16 protein-coding genes, 1 tRNA gene and 1 pseudogene are annotated in these 19,153 nt (G+C 51.5%); 12 read left to right on the forward strand and 6 right to left on the reverse strand.

From position 1 onward, the window contains the following. Positions 1 to 50 precede the first annotated feature (50 nt). The 7 genes from ftsH to ABXT62_RS02555 all read left to right on the forward strand — a co-directional run bounded on the left by ftsH (position 51) and on the right by ABXT62_RS02555 (position 5,854). Positions 51 to 1,970, forward strand: coding sequence for an ATP-dependent zinc metalloprotease FtsH (gene ftsH / locus ABXT62_RS02525; RefSeq protein WP_415358254.1), 1,920 nt, complete (start codon positions 51 to 53; stop codon positions 1,968 to 1,970). A gap of 78 nt (positions 1,971 to 2,048) precedes the next feature. Continuing rightward, the gene (folP, locus tag ABXT62_RS02530; protein WP_415356978.1) at positions 2,049 to 2,867 is read left to right on the forward strand and encodes a dihydropteroate synthase; all 819 of its coding nucleotides are present in this window, start codon (positions 2,049 to 2,051) and stop codon (positions 2,865 to 2,867) included. Further along, positions 2,864 to 4,213 (forward strand): phosphoglucosamine mutase, encoded by a 1,350-nt coding sequence (gene glmM, locus ABXT62_RS02535; RefSeq protein ID WP_415356979.1) that lies wholly within the window; start codon positions 2,864 to 2,866, stop codon positions 4,211 to 4,213. Before folP ends, glmM begins: the two co-directional genes overlap by 4 nt. A gap of 106 nt (positions 4,214 to 4,319) precedes the next feature. Then, positions 4,320 to 5,066 carry a triose-phosphate isomerase gene (tpiA, locus tag ABXT62_RS02540; protein ID WP_415356980.1) on the forward strand — a complete coding sequence of 249 codons (747 nt, stop codon included), beginning with the start codon at positions 4,320 to 4,322 and terminating at the stop codon, positions 5,064 to 5,066. A gap of 40 nt (positions 5,067 to 5,106) precedes the next feature. Then, positions 5,107 to 5,484, forward strand: a complete 378-nt coding sequence (secG, locus tag ABXT62_RS02545) for a preprotein translocase subunit SecG (protein ID WP_415356981.1) — start codon at positions 5,107 to 5,109, stop codon at positions 5,482 to 5,484. Positions 5,485 to 5,493: 9 nt separating this feature from the next. After that, a tRNA-Leu gene (locus ABXT62_RS02550) sits at positions 5,494 to 5,579 on the forward strand. A 74-nt stretch (positions 5,580 to 5,653) separates the two neighbouring features. After that, entirely contained in the window at positions 5,654 to 5,854 is a 201-nt protein-coding gene (locus ABXT62_RS02555) for a DUF6538 domain-containing protein (RefSeq protein ID WP_415356982.1), read from the forward strand. A 280-nt stretch (positions 5,855 to 6,134) separates the two neighbouring features. Here the strand turns inward: ABXT62_RS02555 and ABXT62_RS02560 are convergent, their stop codons facing one another. Beyond that, positions 6,135 to 6,791, reverse strand: a complete 657-nt coding sequence (locus tag ABXT62_RS02560) for a tetratricopeptide repeat protein (RefSeq protein ID WP_415356983.1) — start codon at positions 6,789 to 6,791, stop codon at positions 6,135 to 6,137. 524 nt (positions 6,792 to 7,315) lie between these two features. Between ABXT62_RS02560 and ABXT62_RS02565 the strand changes: the two genes are divergently transcribed. After that, the gene (locus ABXT62_RS02565) at positions 7,316 to 8,800 is read left to right on the forward strand and encodes a leucine-rich repeat domain-containing protein (protein ID WP_415356984.1); all 1,485 of its coding nucleotides are present in this window, start codon (positions 7,316 to 7,318) and stop codon (positions 8,798 to 8,800) included. A gap of 344 nt (positions 8,801 to 9,144) precedes the next feature. Here ABXT62_RS02565 and ABXT62_RS02570 read toward each other — a convergent pair. Then, positions 9,145 to 9,307: pseudogene (locus ABXT62_RS02570) on the reverse strand (IS6 family transposase); the annotation flags it as partial. Positions 9,308 to 9,432: 125 nt separating this feature from the next. Then, positions 9,433 to 10,752, reverse strand: a complete 1,320-nt coding sequence (locus ABXT62_RS02575) for a lipopolysaccharide biosynthesis protein (protein WP_415356985.1) — start codon at positions 10,750 to 10,752, stop codon at positions 9,433 to 9,435. Positions 10,753 to 11,497: 745 nt separating this feature from the next. Between ABXT62_RS02575 and ABXT62_RS02580 the strand changes: the two genes are divergently transcribed. Together ABXT62_RS02580 and ABXT62_RS02585 are read left to right on the forward strand one after the other, a co-directional pair. Next, positions 11,498 to 15,499, forward strand: coding sequence for a hypothetical protein (locus tag ABXT62_RS02580; RefSeq protein WP_415356986.1), 4,002 nt, complete (start codon positions 11,498 to 11,500; stop codon positions 15,497 to 15,499). A gap of 290 nt (positions 15,500 to 15,789) precedes the next feature. Continuing rightward, positions 15,790 to 15,999, forward strand: coding sequence for a hypothetical protein (locus tag ABXT62_RS02585; RefSeq protein WP_415356987.1), 210 nt, complete (start codon positions 15,790 to 15,792; stop codon positions 15,997 to 15,999). Positions 16,000 to 16,002: 3 nt separating this feature from the next. On the opposite strand, the gene ABXT62_RS02590 is transcribed toward ABXT62_RS02585, so the two are convergent. After that, a complete protein-coding gene (locus ABXT62_RS02590) occupies positions 16,003 to 16,179 on the reverse strand; it encodes a PqqD family protein (protein ID WP_415358255.1) in 177 nt (58 codons plus the stop codon). Between ABXT62_RS02590 and ABXT62_RS02595 the strand changes: the two genes are divergently transcribed. Beyond that, positions 16,105 to 16,302, forward strand: a complete 198-nt coding sequence (locus ABXT62_RS02595; RefSeq protein ID WP_415358266.1) for a hypothetical protein — start codon at positions 16,105 to 16,107, stop codon at positions 16,300 to 16,302. The genes ABXT62_RS02590 and ABXT62_RS02595 overlap by 75 nt on opposite strands. Positions 16,303 to 16,739: 437 nt before the next feature. Here ABXT62_RS02595 and ABXT62_RS02600 read toward each other — a convergent pair whose 3' ends face one another. Together ABXT62_RS02600 and ABXT62_RS02605 are read right to left on the reverse strand one after the other, a co-directional pair. Then, positions 16,740 to 17,729 carry a hypothetical protein gene (locus tag ABXT62_RS02600; protein WP_415356988.1) on the reverse strand — a complete coding sequence of 330 codons (990 nt, stop codon included), beginning with the start codon at positions 17,727 to 17,729 and terminating at the stop codon, positions 16,740 to 16,742. A gap of 202 nt (positions 17,730 to 17,931) precedes the next feature. Continuing rightward, complete coding sequence (locus tag ABXT62_RS02605) at positions 17,932 to 18,168, reverse strand: DUF2846 domain-containing protein (RefSeq protein WP_415356989.1); 237 nt, start codon at positions 18,166 to 18,168, stop codon at positions 17,932 to 17,934. Positions 18,169 to 18,490: 322 nt separating this feature from the next. Between ABXT62_RS02605 and ABXT62_RS02610 the strand changes: the two genes are divergently transcribed. Then, complete coding sequence (locus ABXT62_RS02610; protein WP_415356990.1) at positions 18,491 to 19,108, forward strand: hypothetical protein; 618 nt, start codon at positions 18,491 to 18,493, stop codon at positions 19,106 to 19,108. Positions 19,109 to 19,153 lie beyond the last annotated feature (45 nt).

Below are 19,153 nucleotides of genomic sequence, written 5' to 3' on the forward strand. Positions count from 1 at the left end.
GAGCGGCGCATCTGTTGAAAATCTTTAAAGAGGTATTGGTATTGAACACTATGGTTAAGAATTTATTGCTTTGGCTGGTGATAGCAGCGGTGCTGTTGTCCGTATTCAACAACTTCAATATGAAGGGTGCCACCGAGCAGGTCGGCTATTCTCAGCTTATTGAGGAGGTTCAGCAGGACAAAGTGAAGAAAGTGGTCGTGGATGGGTTAACAATTTCGAGTGAGCGCTATGACGGCTCTAAATTTGAAACCATTCGCCCGATGATGGAAGACCCCAAGCTGATCGACGATTTGCTGCAGCATAACGTCGAGGTAGAGGGGCGTAAGCCTGAGCAGCAAAGCGTCTGGACCCAGCTATTGGTCGCCAGTTTCCCTATTCTTATTATTATTGCCGTATTTATGTTCTTCATGCGCCAGATGCAGGGCGGCGGTGGCGGTCGCGGCGGGCCTATGAGCTTTGGCAAGAGCAAGGCCAAGCTGCTGGGCGAGGATCAGATCACCACCACGTTCGCGGATGTTGCGGGGGTGGATGAAGCGAAACAAGACGTTCAGGAGTTGGTGGAGTTTCTGCGCGATCCCAGTCGTTTTCAGAAATTGGGCGGGCGTATTCCGCGCGGCGTACTGATGGTAGGGCAGCCCGGTACCGGCAAGACCTTGCTGGCTAAGGCCATTGCCGGCGAGGCGAAAGTGCCATTCTTCTCGATATCGGGCTCAGATTTTGTGGAGATGTTTGTGGGTGTAGGTGCTTCTCGTGTGCGAGATATGTTTGAGCAAGCCAAGAAGCAGGCGCCTTGCATTATCTTTATTGACGAAATTGATGCAGTGGGACGTCACCGGGGCGCCGGCCTCGGTGGTGGCCATGACGAGCGTGAGCAAACGCTCAACCAATTACTGGTAGAGATGGATGGTTTTGAGGTGAACGACGGCGTGATCGTTATCGCCGCCACTAACCGCCCTGATGTTCTCGATCCAGCCCTGTTGAGGCCGGGCCGGTTTGACCGGCAGGTGGTGGTGAGTCTCCCTGATATCCGTGGTCGTGAGCATATTCTCAAAGTGCATATGCGCAAGGTGCCTTTGGCGGAAGATGTGGAGGCGTCTAAAATTGCGCGCGGTACACCGGGCTTCTCTGGTGCTGACCTGGCGAATCTGGTCAACGAAGCGGCGCTGTTTGCTGCACGCAGCAATGTGCGTACCGTGGGTATGATCCACTTTGAATTGGCCAAAGACAAGATCATGATGGGTGCAGAGCGCAAATCTATGGTCATGTCCGAAAAGGAAAAGCGCAATACCGCTTACCATGAAGCGGGGCATGCAATTGTTGGTCGTTTGATGCCGGAACATGATCCAGTCTACAAGGTGAGTATTATTCCTCGAGGACGCGCGCTGGGTGTCACCATGTTTCTGCCAGAGGAAGATCGGTACAGCCATAGCCGCCGGTTTATTATCAGCCAGATTTGCAGCCTCTTTGGGGGTCGTATCGCCGAGGAAATGACCCTTGGGAAGGATGGCGTTACGACAGGGGCATCGAACGATATTCAGCGCGCAACCGATATTGCCCGAAATATGGTTACCAAGTGGGGTTTGTCAGAGAAAATGGGCCCTCTGATGTATGACGAGGCCACTGAGGAAGTGTTTCTGGGTCGCAGTGCGGGTCAGCCGCATATCAGCCATTCCGGGGAGACAGCAAAGCAGATTGATCATGAGGTTCGGCGTATTATCGACGAGTGCTATGCCACCGCGCAGCGAGTGCTGGAAGAAAATTTTGATAAATTGCATGTGATGGCAGAGGCCCTGATGGTCTACGAAACGATTGATGCCGGGCAGATCGACGACATCATGTCCGGGCGGGAGCCCCGCGAGCCCAAGGACTGGGGCAAGACTGACAGTGATGACACGCCGCAGTCCAACGCGGATGCCGCACAGGACGATTCCCCCGCTAGTCCGATTGGCGGTCCTGCTGGCGAGCACTGATCTGACGCCGTTAACATAGTGGTTGTTACTCAATATTCAGCCGGTCCGGTGTTGGAATGTGCCGGGCGCCGGCTGGACTTGTCCCGCCCGGTTGTTATGGGCATCATTAACGTGACTCCAGATTCGTTTTCTGACGGTGCTACGCTGTATCGTGGTTCAAATCTTGATATCGAGAGGGCGATGACACGTGCTCGAGAGATGGTGGCATCGGGAGCGGCTATTCTGGATATCGGAGGGGAGTCTACCCGCCCCGGCGCTAGCCCGGTCTCTGTGAACGAAGAAATGGACAGAGTATTGCCATTGGTGGCGCGCATAGCGGCGGAATTGGAAACCGTCATCTCCGTCGACACGAGTACCCCGGTATTGATGCGTGAGGCGGCGAATGCGGGCGCAGGTTTATTGAACGACGTCCGTGCGCTCACGCGAGAAGGGGCCCTAGAGGCGGCCGCTGCAGCGAACGTGCCTATCTGTTTGATGCATATGCAGGGCGAGCCCGGCAACATGCAAGTTGCTCCACACTATGATGATGTTGTGGAGGACGTCTGTGAATATTTGCAGTCCAGAATCGCCTCCTGCGAACGACAAGGTATCGCCCGAAACCGCCTGTTATTGGATCCTGGGTTTGGGTTTGGTAAGTCCGTCACTCACAATCTGAAGTTGCTGCGTGAGTTGCCCCGTCTAGCGGCAATCGGTCTCCCGCTTGTTGTGAGTCTGTCGCGTAAATCGCTGATTGGCAAACTGTTGGGCAGGGAGGTGGGGCAGCGTCTTCCGGCGAGTCTCGCGCTGGCGGTGCTTGCTGCCCAGCGCGGTGCTGCGGTCATAAGGACGCACGATGTGGCCGCCACTGTTGATGCTGTGTCGATGTTAATGGCCTTGGAGGAGTGTGTGGACTTATGAGCAAGCGCTATTTTGGTACTGATGGTATTCGTGGCAAAGTCGGTGAGTTCCCAATTACGCCGGACTTTATGCTCAAACTAGGCTGGGCCAGCGGACGCGTATTCTCGAGAGCGTCTAATCGGGGGCAGCAGTGCACGGTGATAATCGGCAAAGACACCCGTATTTCTGGCTATATGTTCGAGTCTGCTCTGGAGGCTGGCCTGGTCGCGGCTGGAGTGAATGTGAAGCTACTGGGGCCCATGCCTACGCCGGCGATTGCGCTCATGACGCGTAAACAGAATGCGGATGCCGGCATCGTCATCAGTGCGTCACACAACCCTTTTTACGACAATGGCATTAAGTTTTTTGGCGCCGATGGTGCCAAGCTGTCCGATGAGGTGGAGCGTGCCATTGAGGCAGAGTTGGAGCAGGAGATTTCTGTCGTTGAATCGCGCAATATTGGCAAGGTACTGCGAGTTGAGGATGCTGCTGGGCGTTATGTCGAATTTTGCAAGGCGACTGTTCCCGAGGGATTCAGTTTGCGAGGCCTAAGCATCGCCATAGATTGCGCGCACGGAGCCACCTACCACATTGCTCCCAGTGTTCTTAGTGAGTTGGGTGCAGAAGTGATTATTATGGGGGCACAGCCCGACGGCTTCAATATTAACGAAGGTGTCGGTTCCACCGACATGGCCGCGCTATCCGCACTGGTCAGAGATAAGGGGGCGGATATTGGCATCGCTTACGACGGTGACGGTGATCGTGTATTAATGACAGATAGCATGGGCGAGATTATCGATGGCGACGAATTGGTCTACATTATCGCTATGCACCGCTTGGCCATGGGAATCAGTGACGGCGGTGTGGTAGGTACCCAAATGTCAAATCTGGGGCTCGAATTGGCACTTGAAGAGGCGGGGTTAGAGTTTGTGCGGGCGCAGGTGGGTGATCGTCACGTCAAAGCAATGATGGAAGCGAACGGCTGGCTTTTGGGGGGAGAATCCTCTGGGCATATCATTTGTTCTGATGTGACGACCACTGGTGACGGTATTATCGCTTCATTGCAGGTCCTGATGGCACTGCAGGGGACGAAAGGGGGGGTGCAGGCACTGCGGGCAGGCATTACCTTGTATCCCCAGACCATGATTAACATCACCGTGAGCGAAAGACCCAATCTGGAAGACCACCCTGAAATAAGCGCTGCTGTGGCGTCTGCTGAGCGGCGCCTAGGCAAGCAGGGCAGAGTCCTGCTGCGCCCCTCCGGCACTGAGCCTAAGGTGCGGGTAATGATTGAAGGAAGAGATCATGAAGAGGTGGCACTTTTGTGCGCCGAGCTGGCAGCAGAGGTAGAGCGGATTCTTGCTTGAATTGCAGCCGATGTTTGATTCTGGCTTGACAGTATTGGGTAGGGTCCTTGTCACGGGGGGCTATCTTGGTTAAGATTGCGGCCGCTTTTTTGACTGGGGGATCCAGATGCGTCAGCCTCTGGTTGTAGGTAACTGGAAGATGCAGGGTTCTCTAGCCGGTGTCGAGGCATTGCTTGGGGATCTTGTGAGTGCGACGCCAGCTGCTGGGGTTGAGGTGGTGGTGTGTCCTACTTACGTGCATCTGGCGCAAGCGGTGAGTTTGTGCCGGTTTTCGTCTTTAACGCTAGGCGCCCAGGACTGTAGTCATGTCCAATCGGGAGCCTATACCGGTGAGGTGTCTCCGGCAATGTTGGCCGAGATAGGGTGCCGCTGGGTGATCCTTGGGCACTCGGAACGAAGACAGTATCAGGGTGAATCCGACGTTCTGATTGCCGCTAAGTTGATGTCTGCGGCAGAGGCAGGCTTGAGGCCTATTGTTTGTGTTGGGGAAACACGCGAGCAACGCGAAGCGGGAGCCGCACAAGCGGTGGTTAGTACTCAGCTTGAAGAGGCCTTGAAGGGTCGGGCGAACTTAGCTCAGTTAGTGTTAGCCTATGAACCCGTATGGGCGATTGGGACCGGACTGACGGCTACGCCGGAACAGGCGCAGCAAATGCATGCCTTTATGCGCGTATGTCTGGCCGATATTGCCAATGTGGATTCAGCTGCCACAAGGATTTTGTATGGCGGTAGTGTGAAGCCTGACAACGCGGCGCAGCTGTTTGCGCAGCCTGATATAGATGGCGCTCTGGTGGGAGGTGCTGCTCTAGTTGCAGCAGACTTCTTGGCGATTATTAACGCAGCGGCTGCGTGACAAAAAATTGTAAGTTGTCCCCTGGAGGGACTTGAATATTATGGAACAGATAATTTTGGGTGCGCACCTACTTGTCGCATTAGCGATTATTGGCTTGATCCTGTTGCAGCAGGGTAAAGGGGCAGAAATGGGCGCGTCATTCGGTGCGGGTGGCTCCCAGACGCTCTTTGGTAGCGGTGGCGGAGGAAGTGTCCTGACCAAAGTGACGGCCTGCTTGGTCGCTCTGTTTTTTGCCACCAGTTTTGGCCTGGCTGTGCTGATCAATCAAAAATCTGCCCTTGTAGATGACCTCGACTTGGCTATTCCTGCGGCGGTAGAGGTAAAGCCTGCTGCAGTTGACGCAGAGCTGCCTGTTCTGGACACAGCCTCCCCCGCCGTCACGGGATCTAAAGGGGATGACTTACCAAGCTTAGACTGACAAATATTTGCCGAAGTGGTGGAATTGGTAGACACGCCATCTTGAGGGGGTGGTGAGCTATGCTCGTGCGGGTTCAAGTCCCGCTTTCGGCACCAAATATCGTATAGCCCTTTAAACAAGGGTTTTGCAGCATCAGTGGTTATGAGTTGGCACAAAATGGCACAAACTCATGGCACAAAACCTCTTGCTCAGATCCTCTGGGTATTATTTTCGTTATATCATCCGTCCCTGCCACAGACCGCTGCTTCCAATCAAGGAGCTACGGTACACTCTCCGCACATCGTCACGCAGACTGGCTAACAAACGAGCTAGAGCTGTGGCAGCTAGCATCGTTAACTTTGCCGTCACTGGCCATCAGGAAACTGCGTAAAGCCTGAGCTTTCTCAAGCCCGCCTAGTGCGGGTTTTTTGTTGGCGAGAGAATCCTGAGTAAGCTCGCTCGGATATTGCGATAAACAGCGGCTCCTTCGGGGGCCGTTTTGCTGTCAGGCGCTGCGGCCCATAGCCGACTTCCCCCACCTGGCCCCTGTGGTGCGCGAAAGGGGCTTGTTTAAGTCTTATTTTTAGTTTCTCACTCGACCACCACCATCAACGAATTTACAAAGGCGATGCCGTAGAGGTTGGTAGGACTGCGGGTAGAATCAGAGCCAGCTACCCGCAGGTTTTATAATCCTTAGCCAAACACTCGCGGCTTAATGTCTGGGCTTCTTCTATTTGGGCTGATGTCATGCTGTCTTGGAGCTTGCCTTTGTTTTCCTTCGCATTCTCATCTCCCTGCGCTGCCGCGAGGTTCCACCACATATAAGCCATCACGTTGTCCTGTGGAACGCCTTCACCCTTGGCATACATAAAGGCCAGATTTTCTTGAGCACTGGCGACTCCTTGCTCTGCAGCTTTGGTGTACCACTTAACGGCAGTAGCATCATCCTGTGGAACGCCTAGACCGTTGTCATACATCAAACCCAGATTCAATTGAGCATCGGCATACCCTTGCTCAGCAGCCTTGGTGTACCATTTAACAGCTGTGGCATTGTCCTTTGGTACGCCTTCACCGTCGGCATACATAAGGGCTAGATTGTATTGAGCCTTGGCGTAGCCTTGCTCTGCAGCTTTGGTCCACCACTTCATGGCAACGGCACTATCCTGTGGTACACCATCACCGCGGTCATACATCTGGCCGAGATTGCTTTGAGCCCACGCTTCACCCTGTCCGGCAGCGGCCCTCCATTCAGCTATTTCCTTCGGAGATGGTTGAGCAACTGCCATCATAGACAGGCTAAGTAATAGTGCTGCGATTATGGATTTCATAATGCTTTCTCTGGCATTGTTTAAGGTCATACTGGCTGAAAGCCTATCAAACTTGGCTTACACATTACATGGGGGAATGCCTGCTTAATATCAATGATGCGGAGAGAACGCTGCTTTTAGCACAGCTCACGCTCAGATATTTAAAGGATCTGCTAGCGTAACGATAAAGCTAGGGTCGGGGCGGTGAAGATGCCGCTTCGGTTCTTTGTCAGATTTACAGTCAGGGGAGAAAGCAGCGATATAGCGCCCTACATACAGTGATCTCTGGCAGATACAATGCTGTGACACGCGCTCACGCTTCTACTTTCCTCCCGATCAAGGGCAACACCAGTTGAGGCAGCTCACAGCGCCACTACAGCCGTACATCCACTGTGGGTCTAACGTATCCCCAAAGTAAAAGATAGCGGCCACCTAGCACTTCACTCGACCACCACAACACTGCTCTCAACCCCGCAGCACCGATGCGACCCATCGGAATTCAAGTGTTATAATCCGCCGCCAATAAACCACGGCAAGCTCTTGTTATGAAACTAACAGCACCACAGCGCGGCGTACTCGCCTCATTCGCATTCTTGCTTATTTCGATGCTATCGGCTCAGACTTTGGCCTTTGATGACGGTCGCTTCCGTTATACCGTTACAAGTGGAACGACTGTTGGAGTAACGGGTGCAACAAGGAGTAACCGAGACAAAGACTTAGTGATTCCTGCCACAGCTTCGGATGATGGGACAACCTACAGCGTTACGAGCATTGGGGGTTATGCTTTCTACGTCAAGGCCCTCACCAGCGTGACTATTCCAGACAGCGTTACGAGCATTGGGCAAAATGCTTTCTACAACAACGACCTCACCAGCGTGATTATTGGAAACAGCGTTACGAGCATTGGGGAGAGTGCTTTCTTAGGCAACACCTTCACCAGTGTGATTATTCCAGACAGCGTTACGAGCATTGGGAGAGCTGCTTTCGCCGGAAACTTCCTCACCAGCGTGACTATTCCAGACAGCGTTACGACCATGGGGGAATATGCTTTCCAGTACAACGCTCTTACCAGCGTGATTATTGGGAACGGCGTTACAACCATTGGGAAGCGTACTTTCTACAACAACGACCTCACCAGCGTGAACATTCCAGACAGCGTTACGAGCATTGGGGAGAGTGCTTTCGAAACCAACGACCTCACCAGCGTGATTATTGGAAACAGCGTTACGACCATTGGGTCCTTTGCTTTCCAAAACAACGCCCTCACCAGCGTGAACATTCCAGACAGCGTTACGAGCATTGGGGAGAGTGCTTTCGAAACCAACGACCTCACCAGCGTGATTATTGGAAACAGCGTTACGACCATTGGGTCCTTTGCTTTCCAAAACAACGCCCTCACCAGCGTGACTATTCCAGCCAGCGTTACGAGCATTGGGGAGTTTGTTTTTAACAACAACGCCCTCACCAGCGCGCACTTTGGAGGCAACTTTGGTGACTTTCAACTCAACATGTTCGATGTCAATCCCACCCTAACGACGATCACCTACTGTGAAGGGATAACGAGTTGGCCGCAGGACTTTAGCAATGGCTCGACCACGATCACAGCGACGTCGATAGTTTGCTCGCCACCGGACGCCCCGACCATAGACTCGATAACGCCAGGCGCCGGTCAGCTTACCGTCGCCTTTACCCCGGGGATTGACAATGGCTCGCCAGCTTACAGCTACGAAGCCTCCTGCCTCCGTGTGGTGGGTTCGGGGCGGATTCGGGTAGACGTAGTTGGCCCCACGTCACCTATTACAGTCCCCTCGATGTACAATGGCGACACGTATGAGTGTTTTGTAACAGCGACGAACATTATAGGAACGAGTCCCGCATCTGCAACGAGTGAACCATTCGTTGTCGGGGGCCCAGACACCGTCGCGCCGCCGTCTAGCGCAACGCCTGTCCCAACTAGCCCACTGTGGCTACTGGGCATCATGGCAGGACTGCTGTCGCTGGTGGGCATTAGGAAACTGCGTAAAGCCTGAATATCTCTGACCACCTAAGCCCGCCTAGTGCGGGTTTTTTTGGGCTGGGGATTAGTCCGTAGTGGGGCGGTAAGCATCGTGCGTGCGCAGGTTTCGAGGCACCCCATGCGGACAACCCATTACAGATTATCGTGTGCGGTGTATGATGTCGTGCATGCCGGCGGTGGGCAGCAACCAGGGAGCCGCTACTGTCGCGCAATTGACAAAGATGTACCAAAAGATGTCACAAAAGACATAATAATACTGTTTATATAGTCTTATGATCTTCACAAAGACTTCATCGATGAAAAAGCTATCGCCGTATTCACGATGATTTCGCTTCAGCCTTTGAGTGTATATAGCTCCAAATTTTATACACCACAGGCGAATCGCTTCACGGCTGACAGTGATGCCCCGCTCGGCGAGCAAATCCTCGATATCTCGATGGCTGAGATTGAATCTGTAGTAGAGCCAAACGGCGTAGGAAATGATATCGGGTGGGAATCGGTAGCGTTGGTAGGCATTCATTCCCGATTCTGGCAATTGGGGCGACTTAACTTGTCAGCACTTATCTAAGTGGGCCCGCGATTAGGTGCTTTCATCCAAGACGGTGAAAAGGGCAGCGGCTTACAGCAAGATTATTCTCCGCGAGTTTATTTGTAAGTAGCCTTGCCACCGCTATGTTCTGGTTTCCATTTTGCCACGACACGGTGACCAGCTAAAATGCAGCCGAGATTGGCCCCTATCGTCGCACCAATCTGCGCGATTGCGACGCCTTGGATACCTAAGTGACTCCCCAGGTACGCCATTCCGATCAACCCCGCAACCACCCAACCACCGAGAATCAAAACGGACTGCCCTAGACCGACGAGGTATTGGCTAGCCATCATGGGTAAAAAAAGGAACGCACTGATCGCAAACCCGACCAAGTAAATTATAAATGCGTTCGTCGCGACTTCGTACTCCTCACCATACAAATCAAGTAATTGCTTGGCATAAAGCAACTGAAGCACCCCGATGACTACCGCAGTTCCGCCGACCCAGCGAAACCACGCAAAGTTAATTTTTCGCAAAGCGACGGTGTTCTTATCGTTGACGGCATCGGTCATGATAGGTGAAAAAATCGCACTTGCCCCCATTGCCAGAAACAGCATAAAACCAGCAAGTTCTCCAGCCGCGCCCAGAAAAGCGGCTCCCGTGTCGTCATCTTCAAGCCAACTAACGGCCACTACGCCCCCCCTGTCCAGCACTGTCATGCAAAACATCGCGAGGGAAAACAACGTACCAGCACGCAACCAATCCATAGATTCAAGCCGATGCGAGCCCCTTCGAAATTCCTCTGGTTCGGCCGCTTGTCGAATTCGATAAAGAGCAAGCAGGACTGCGCCATAAGCCAACCCGTAAATGACCACCGCATGGATTACGTCGAGTTCCTCCCAGCCCAAGGCTGTTACCAAAAGGGTCAGAAGAATAATAATGATAAACGGGGCCAAACTATGCACCGAATTTCCTAGAAGATATCTTCCGTGTGCGGCCGCTGAACCGACAAAAAAGCGAGACAGGGCAAGCAGGGGCAGGAGTGCCAAAACCAGCGCAAAATTCATGTGCTCGTGAAAGGGGTCATCGTGAAAAAAAATGTGTGCTGGCACCAGTATCACAATGCAAGCTAGGCAAGTTGCAATGATCATCATAGGCCCAATTCTTCTTAAGCCGCGCGCCGCTTCAAAATCACCAGAGCGCTGGGCACGACGAAAAACTTGCATCGTCAACCGCTCCATACCCAACGATGCGAACATCAGCACGATAATTGTCAGGTTGATTCCGGAAGCGAATTCTCCAAATTCGGTAACGCTCAGGGTGCGAGCCAATAAGATGCTCGCAACAATAGCCAGAACACCGCGAGCTACTCCTAGGCACAGGCCAAAAAAAATTTCCTGACGCGCTGGCAGCACGATCGGAGACGGTGTGTTCATGCATTGCACCTATAGAGATATAAGGCGGCAAGATTTGTACTAAACTTTTTATCGGTACCTGGGCTCCAAAGTAAATATAGCGCTAAGAGCCCGACTTCTGACGTTACGCCAAGTAGCCAAACGGTATGCATTCGAGCATGGGGCATCCAAACTTCGTGAAAAATATATGTATCAGCGGTGAGATCGACAATTGGTGGATTTAGTGCGTATGCCGCTATCGAAAGCGACATCAGGAGCTTGCCCAATAAGTTCATATTCGGTTAACCCCCTAGGTTGAATGCATAGCAGCTTTGGGGCGGACTACGCAGTAGGCCCTCCCAGCAGGCGTAGCCTGCGCTAACAGCGTCTTGTTAAGTGGTCGCCCGGACGCGACGATAGTCTATATATAGAAACACCCAAAGAATACAGCCAAATACAAAATATAAGGCTAGCAGATAATCTATACGAATTGGCAGAGCCTCAGACACTGGGACAGTAAGTCAGGCCAAGACGCCAAAATAGACCGCGAGAACGGGTAAACGCGAGGCGCCAAAAAGATAAGCCAAAAATGCTGCGGTCAAACGTCCCGAAATTTGCCAAAAAAGCGACGCTGGCGAGGTCGTCGAAGAAGAAAGCCTGAGCCCAAAGGGTCTGACAACGCACAATTTCTGGGATAGTCTAGAAGAACGCACTACAATAAAACAATAAAATGATAAAATGATGAAATAATATAACATATGAATCAAAAACAAACGGTTGCGTCTTTATGATCAGATTAGTGTCTATACTGTTGTCGTCCCTAATGGTAATGAGTTGTAGTCAGGGGTCGGGGGAAACCTCTGGTCTTGCGATAGAAACGTGGGAAACCTCTGTTCTTACGATAGAAACAGAAGAAAAAGGTCCAATCGAAGGCGGTAAGCAATGGGTGGAGATTGCAGCGCTTCAGTCGTCGGTTCTACCCCCCGATCGATATAATTTTGGGGTCCGGAAAAAAGGCAACGCGCGCGCATTCCATAGTCCGGGTTCCAGTAGTCAGTCGTATGCCAGCGTGCTCCTTCCCCCCGGTGAATATATTGCTTCAGTAGAAGCATTTAGCTCTGAAGGCGACACCAAGATAGCGTCTAAAGAGTTCACGATAGCTGGAAGCCCCCCCAGCGAGGTCAGCTTACAAGGTATATCTTGGTCTTTTAATCTTGATGATAATGCCCAAGGCGATATATTGCGCGTCGATGTAAAGCATGGTGCGCTGCCGACGGGATTGGTGAGTGCAATCTATAGTCCCCAAAGTGCGCTCGGGCCATCGAGTGGGAGTCCCCAAAGTGCGCTCGGGTCATCGAGTGTTAGTTCCCAACGTGCGGTCGGATCATCGAGTGTTAGTTCCCAAGGTGCGGTCGGGTCATCGAGTGTTAGTGCCCAAGGTGCGGTCGGGTCATCGAGTGTTAGTGCCCAAGGTGCGCTTGAGTCATCGAATGGTAGTTTCCCGCTTGCGCTCGGGTCATCAGAGGGTGGCTGTGAATCGATGCTTACCAACGCGGGCGAGGGCCTGAGTTTAACCAGCGGAATTGTTACGCTTGGTTCTGTGGCTTTTCCCGAACTCGCAATAGCGAAGGAGGTGACGGCAGGCACAATAGAAGTCACAAGCGCTAGCCTTAAAATCAGTGGTGGTAAAGACAGTAGTTCTTGTATCCAGAGTCAAATCGATGCCATCAACGATCAGCTTGCGTATCAAGAAGACCAGATCCTAGGGCTTTATGACGAAATTGATCGAGATGAACAGGCATTTTTCTATTATCTTAGCGATATCAACAGCGATGTGTCTGAACTTATAACGATTTCATTCAATGATGCGATCGGCCGTGTAAAGCAAGATTTTAAAATCTTCATGCAGAAGGGTGGATTTTGGGACCCAACGGCCAGTGATACTCCGCAAGTTTGGACAACCGAGGGTGTTCAGCGCGCCATTGACCCCATAGTGCTTGCATCCTGTGGAAAATCTGAATCTGTTTGTTGCGTTAACGATAATCCTGACGAGGTGCCGTCTTTTTGTGCTGATGTTGAAGATGACAACGACGGCCCATTTGATGCTTTAGCGACTAGCCGCCAGCCCGATACTTTTGCCGAAGATGTTGGCCATGTGAGCAACTCAAGCTACGGCGGCGGATGTGTGTACGATTGTTATAAAAATATTACTCAATCCGACAACCGAGATATTGGTTTACTCTTTAAGCACTACGCACAGTCGCTCGACTCAGCGGTGTCAATTTGTGCCTCCCCCAACGCGAGTGTGCGCGTGCATTGCCCATCTGGCAAAACCGATAAGGGCAATGTTTGGGACCCCACCGTTTGTGGTAGCCCTGAAGACGTTGGGACTCCAGCTTGCGTAAGTGAGCCTACTAATGCTGCTGACTCTTTCAATATTGTTCCGTTGTTTGATCAATATAATGATGCAATAGGAGCAGTTTATGTGAGAGCTGTTAGTGCTTTGCAGGCCGCTCATACCCAGGAGCAGTTGATTAACTGGCTGAACATTTACCGCTATATCGCAAGCACAGAGAATGGTGTTGGCATCAAGTCCATCACGAACCCTGCAGCATTGCCCGGCACTCACTACAGCCCTGCTAGCAGTATGTGGTGTGGGAAGGAAGGTTATCCAGCGACCCCTGAAGAGCATGCAGATGCGTTTAACTGTGCGCAAACACAGTTGGGTTTGGTGTATGCACAAAGACTCAATATTTTATATGCAACAACCTTGAACCATATGATTAGCGACTTGGCTGTTGACGGTCAGGTGTACCCATCGGAGCCATTGGAAGCACCGAGTGAATGGGCGCAATGGGCTGAAGGAAAAAGCTGGAGCATCGACTACGCCACAGAAATAGGTAAGGCGCTACCTGCTATTTTTTGGGACGGTAGCCGAACCCCGATTGATCTATTAAAACGGGTTGCAGGCCGAAATTCACCTTCGCCCAGCGGTGTTGTTTGGACGGAAGGCAGCGTGCTATACCAAAGTTATCAAATTAAAAAAGTCGATACCTGTATGCGCAGCTTGAGACGATTCAATAGTGATGCCACGAATTCCAGCACCGACATTATTGATGCAGTGGGCAGCTTTGAAGATTGTCCATCTCTATTTGCACTGAGTGATCAGACGCCGGTTAACCAAGGTTATTACGATGGTGCAATGTTGCAGCCTTACAGTCTCACTGTGGCTCCAGGTGGTTTCGATTGTCCCGCGTCGTGCGGTGTCAATGAATGTGCATCAGGGTTGAATAACTCAATTTCGCCGGAAGGGGGCCAGGGCCTGGTTGATGGCCAATGTCGTGGGTTTTGTTCCGACAGTAACACGTGCGGAGATTATCGTTATGCCACTGGCAATGCTGTCGATTGCACCCGTTGCGGGTCTGAAGGCGCGGTGGCTCAACCGTCGCTGGCACTGAGTGCCCCCATGCCGGGTAATATTGCATTATGTGCAGCTAAGGTTGTACCTACAGTCAGCGCTTCCGAAAGCGAGACCATTAATTGCCCTGGTGTTGACCAAACAATGTATTACGGCAAGCGGTATGTCAATGCTTTAGGTGCGGGTGCCGCAAACCCAGGCGACGGCACTGAGGCTAGCTTTGTACAAATGATGAGTGATACCACTACGTCGTTTAAAACAGGCGAAACCCAGTCATTGGCATGCAGCGTTGATACTTTCCCAGAGGGAGACGTGATCGAGGGTTTTTATGGCCAATGTTTTTGTGGTGTAGATGGCACGCAGCTAACGTGGTATCGGCCGCAAGATAGACCAGACACAGGCCTTGCAGCACTGCCAGCTAATTTGAGTTATTTGGCCTGCGGCAATTATAAAGCCCCCAACTCGCCTAATGTAGTTGACGAGTACTATTCGTTGAGCAGCGAGCTAAAAAACGAGCCGCCAACGCAATATCGAGATAAGATAACCACAGACCAAAAAACGTTTGAGTCAGATATAGGCGTTACCAGCGCTGAAAATGGTGGCGCTGGAGTTAGGTATGAAGTGGCTTTTGCTAACATCGACTCTCAATGCAATGACGCAGGCCCCGGCCAGATACTTGTCACGATGTTGCCTATGGCCGACTTGCCTCAGGGTACTATTAATAATTATCTAAACCTCGCCAAGGTAACGCAGCCTCAATGTCTTTTCCCTGCAACTGACCGCAAGATCGTTACCGATGTAGGCCAGCCTGCTTACATGGCTTCGCTGGAACTCGGTGCTGGTCTCCGCGAAGCAATGCTGTGCGGGTGGGTTAATGACGACGGTGGCGATTGCGGCAAGGGAAATGGTAGTGAGCGAATTATTGAAGAGGAGCAGCGTTGCAGCGGGGTCAAGTTCAATCAGATTACCAATAGGGACAATGACACCTACTATACCTATCCTCTGCAAATCAGACCCAAAAATCTAGCAACAGGAGAGTTAGCGGGTGGACCGCGAATCCCCATTGACTTGCTCATGCAGTGCAGTGATGACGGCGCTTTGGAATGTGAAGATCAAAGTACCTGCATGCACATGGTGACGTTTAAGTCAGCGGGCGACGCCGATGAAGAATTGGCGAAACGAGGGTTTGTCTGCACAACGACAAAAAACGATCCTAGTAATCCCGGCAATAGGGATATAAGAGCCAGTATGGAATGCAGACTCCAGGATGGAAGAAAATATCAAATAGCTTTGTCACAGGAGGTGGCGTGGGTCGGCCCCGATGAAGATGGCCGTGTGGGCGTTGTGATTACTGAGTTGGATGCCAACTAGGCTATTCAACACATTGCATTGGCTTTGGCTGGGCAGTATCTCCTTGGCTCACGCCGGCGTTACTGCACGGCAGTTTAGATTGAATAACAACAACGGCCCCCAAAGGGGCCGTTGTTGTTTGTGCTCGATTTCGCTCGGCTTGGGTTTACTATATCGGAGTTAAGGGCTCTAAGCCCTTTTATCTGTCTTATACTTCAGCCTGCCAGCGTCCAACGCAGGCTTTTATGTAACGGAAGCAGCATTGCACCCTTATCATGTTTAGCAAAATGAGCGCTTAGCTCGGTGGCCTTATGAGCGAACTCACCACGTATCAGCATCACTACGAGGCCTTTGGTCTTAACATTCTCATCGATATGCTGCTGCCTGAGCTGCCGATGCATGCCGGCGCAGATTTGAGTTCATTGGCAGTGCACATTGCGGCTTCGAATCATGAGGATTGGCCGCCGTTGGTGGCAAATGAACACAGTACGCCATCGCTGCAAATGGCGCTGGGGGATTAACGCTTAAGGCATCAACACAACAACACGCTTTATGCAGGCTTGATGAAGCCAAGCTTGGACGTCTTGTCTGCATTGATCAACTTCAACCGAATAGATAGACACTAAATGAGTGCAGATTTCATCCAGAGATTGCGGTTGGCTGAGTGCATCCCAGATGGCCGACCCTTCGTCGTTGAGGATGAGATAATCGCTGGTTTTGCTCTGAAACAGTGCGATTTCGCCATCCAATTCGCTGAAAACGGCTTCTGGGTTGCGTTTGAAGCAGGCGTTGAGGTCAGTGTTGATAACGGGTTCCTTGGATAGCTACGATCACAGCGCCAGTGTACAACGACCGCGCTCGTATTTGTGCTCCATCAAGGCACAAATTAAGAGCCGTCATTAAAAAAATGCATGCGATTCTTGCGGATTTAAAGGTTAATTTACACCCCAAGAAACGTTTTATTGGGACAACTATAATGGGGGTTTGATTTTCTGGGATATTGGCTGGAACCGAATAAACCGCTTGTGCCGTCAAGTACAAGCTTAACTCGCCTCTTAAATCATGCTCGCCAGCTTTATGAGCAAACAGCTGATATCAATCGGTTGCGGGAGTATGTGCAAAGGTGGGTTCATTGGCATCGCAGCGGATTGCGAGGTTTGATTGATGAACGCAATCGCTTTCAACGGTTTTGGCTGTCCGTCATGAACACACTCAACATAACGGATAATAAAGCCCGCCCACTATAAGAGCGGACGTCAGTCTATTTATTCACGCTTATGTTAATGTTAATTGCCGTACAGGAAGCATTTTTACCAATAACAAAAGCGCAATTATCATGCACCCGGACATCCCTATTGTTGACGACACTCGAAAGCACAAAACTGGTCACTCTAGAGGCCTTAATGGATTCGGGTGTTGCAAAACGATAAAGAATGTCCGCCGATACTCGTCCTTCAAAGGCATCGTCGTAAGACAGGTTGGTGCCAACGCTGAAACCATTACCCATGTTGTACGCAATACGCCCTTGCACGCCAGAGCCATCCACTGCGCCTAGGTCGCCCTTTTGGTAGTAGTAACCGATAGAGGTTTCGAACTCGGGCGTAATGCTGTAACCCACATCGACACCGTAGGTATCTAAAGACCCACCGTTATAAACACTGTTGAGTCGGTACTCTTTGTCATCGACAGGCACCAGTGCATAGACATTGACGTTCCACGTATCCGAGACCGCCTCTATGCCGAAGGCCACCTGCTGGAAATCAACCGTTTGAGAGTTGGTCACTGGCACACCGTTATCCGTAGAACCTGTTGCCATCTCACGCGAATCATAGCCGCCATTCACACCCAACATCCAAGCGTTGTCATCGGTGAGCCAGCGATAGCCTATGCGTGTCGAAGTCGATAGCGTGGTGCCATCCACTTCTGTATTGATAATACTGGAGTAGTCGTCGAAGTCTGCAAAGTTCGCATTGGCAAGGACGTCCAAAAACAATACGCCGTTGTCGCTCACCATCATGGGCAGGAAGAAACCAAGGCCCGCTTGGTTAGGTGTGCCTGCGCCTTGTGTGGCCCCTTGGAAGCCCCAGTTGAACTTCACCACGTCTTTGAGATTGACCTCACTCTCAATAGGTTCACCTGCACTGTTGTCTTGAGCTTCTTGCGCAAACACATTTGCTGACAGTAGCATTGAGAGCATCAGAACTGCTGGGCTGAGTAGATGACGTTTTAGGGCTGTTGAAGTGTGGGGCATTGGAAGAATCTTCTATGGTTAGATTGTGCGCGGATTATACCACGCTGGCTCCTGTGTAATAGGGCTCATCGACAACAAAAAATCCGCACTAGGCGGGTTTGAGAAGGCTCAGGCTTTACGCAGCTTCCTGATGCCCACTAGCGACAGCAAACCTGCCATGATGCCAAGTAGCCACAGTGGGCTGGTGGGGACGGGAGTGGTGCTATCGACTGCAAGAGCCAGCTTTAGCCAGCTCAAGCTTGGAAATTTCTTTTTTACCCTTTTCTTCGCTAACAAGCTTGAGACGAGCACCGCCGACGAAAACTCCCATTGTTATGTACTGTTCTATGAAATAGTTTTTACTCGATTCTGGATTAACTGCAATTACATTCGGGGAGAATTCAGATTCTGTGGATATTTTATATTCTTGACCAGACTCTACGGTTTCATAAAAAAACATAAGCGGCGCAGTCTATATCTACTAAAGATTATAAATATAGAGGTTTAAGACACCGCCCTCTAACTCTGTCCCAACTCAAGAATGCCCTGCGACCAGACCCCTTCGCGCCTACCTGTGACGAAGAAGCTGACGCACTTAATGGTGCACCGCCCTGGGCGGGATTCTGGCTGGAGCCACCAACGATTACGCAGCGGTTTAAGCACTGGACGGACTATGCCGCACACCAAATTCGGAAGTTACCCAATGACGGACAAATACCGAGCGCGCATCAAATACCCACTAACAGTCCGCTAACTCCCGGTGTTTGGGTGAAGGCATAAAGATGGCCGCCGAGAAAGATCTAGGCTTTAGGGCAGTTGGAGATATCGAAATTGGAGGCAAGCCCGGTGAGCCTGAGCGCGAAGTATTTGCCAGGGCGAGTCTCAGTCCGCTCATGAAGGCTGCGGGGACAATCCATGAGTACGCCGTCTCAATTACAGACTATGAAATCTGCGACCTGATGGTCGTTCTTGATAAACAGGTATCGGAGACCTTGAGTGGATCAGACCTGAAGGTGGCTCAACGAATACTCGCAGGGCAGGCTTTTACGCTGGACGCCATTTTTAATAAGCTGGCCATTGAGGCCGCGAATAATATCGACACAGACCATGCCAATGTCGAGCTGTACTTGAAGTTTGCATTAAGGGCGCAGTCGCAGAGTCGCGCAGCTTTCCTCGCACTAAACGATATTATGAACCCTAGCCTGGCTAACTTTGTGAATCAGGCCAATATATCGGCTGGGCATCAGCAGATAAATAACCATGTGGAAAAAGAAAGTCCGCCAAGCGAACTAATGGAGCAACGTCATGAACGGATGGACACCAGAACGCCGAGAGAGGCAGGCACGGCTTATTCAACAGTGGAGGCCATGGGAGCAGTCGACAGGCCCGACAAGCAATGAAGGGAAGAAGAGGGTGTCGGGTAACGCTTACAAGGGCGCAGTGAG

This window comes from Halioglobus sp. Uisw_031 (assembly GCF_047729875.1).
Taxonomy (GTDB): Bacteria; Pseudomonadota; Gammaproteobacteria; order Pseudomonadales; family Halieaceae; genus Marimicrobium.

Bases quoted from the DNA above. Each gene is read 5' to 3' on its own strand.
- ABXT62_RS02555 (WP_415356982.1), top strand. From the start codon at position 5,654: ATGGCACAAAACCTCTTGCTCAGATCCTCTGGGTATTATTTTCGTTAT.
- ABXT62_RS02610 (WP_415356990.1), top strand. From the start codon at position 18,491: ATGGCCGCCGAGAAAGATCTAGGCTTTAGGGCAGTTGGAGATATCGAA.
- ftsH (WP_415358254.1), top strand. From the start codon at position 51: ATGGTTAAGAATTTATTGCTTTGGCTGGTGATAGCAGCGGTGCTGTTG.
- ABXT62_RS02565 (WP_415356984.1), top strand. From the start codon at position 7,316: ATGAAACTAACAGCACCACAGCGCGGCGTACTCGCCTCATTCGCATTC.
- ABXT62_RS02600 (WP_415356988.1), bottom strand. From the start codon at position 17,729: ATGCCCCACACTTCAACAGCCCTAAAACGTCATCTACTCAGCCCAGCA.
- ABXT62_RS02595 (WP_415358266.1), top strand. From the start codon at position 16,105: ATGAGTGCAGATTTCATCCAGAGATTGCGGTTGGCTGAGTGCATCCCA.
- ABXT62_RS02580 (WP_415356986.1), top strand. From the start codon at position 11,498: ATGATCAGATTAGTGTCTATACTGTTGTCGTCCCTAATGGTAATGAGT.
- ABXT62_RS02585 (WP_415356987.1), top strand. From the start codon at position 15,790: ATGAGCGAACTCACCACGTATCAGCATCACTACGAGGCCTTTGGTCTT.
- tpiA (WP_415356980.1), top strand. From the start codon at position 4,320: ATGCGTCAGCCTCTGGTTGTAGGTAACTGGAAGATGCAGGGTTCTCTA.
- ABXT62_RS02605 (WP_415356989.1), bottom strand. From the start codon at position 18,168: ATGTTTTTTTATGAAACCGTAGAGTCTGGTCAAGAATATAAAATATCC.
- glmM (WP_415356979.1), top strand. From the start codon at position 2,864: ATGAGCAAGCGCTATTTTGGTACTGATGGTATTCGTGGCAAAGTCGGT.
- ABXT62_RS02560 (WP_415356983.1), bottom strand. From the start codon at position 6,791: ATGAAATCCATAATCGCAGCACTATTACTTAGCCTGTCTATGATGGCA.
- secG (WP_415356981.1), top strand. From the start codon at position 5,107: ATGGAACAGATAATTTTGGGTGCGCACCTACTTGTCGCATTAGCGATT.
- ABXT62_RS02575 (WP_415356985.1), bottom strand. From the start codon at position 10,752: ATGAACACACCGTCTCCGATCGTGCTGCCAGCGCGTCAGGAAATTTTT.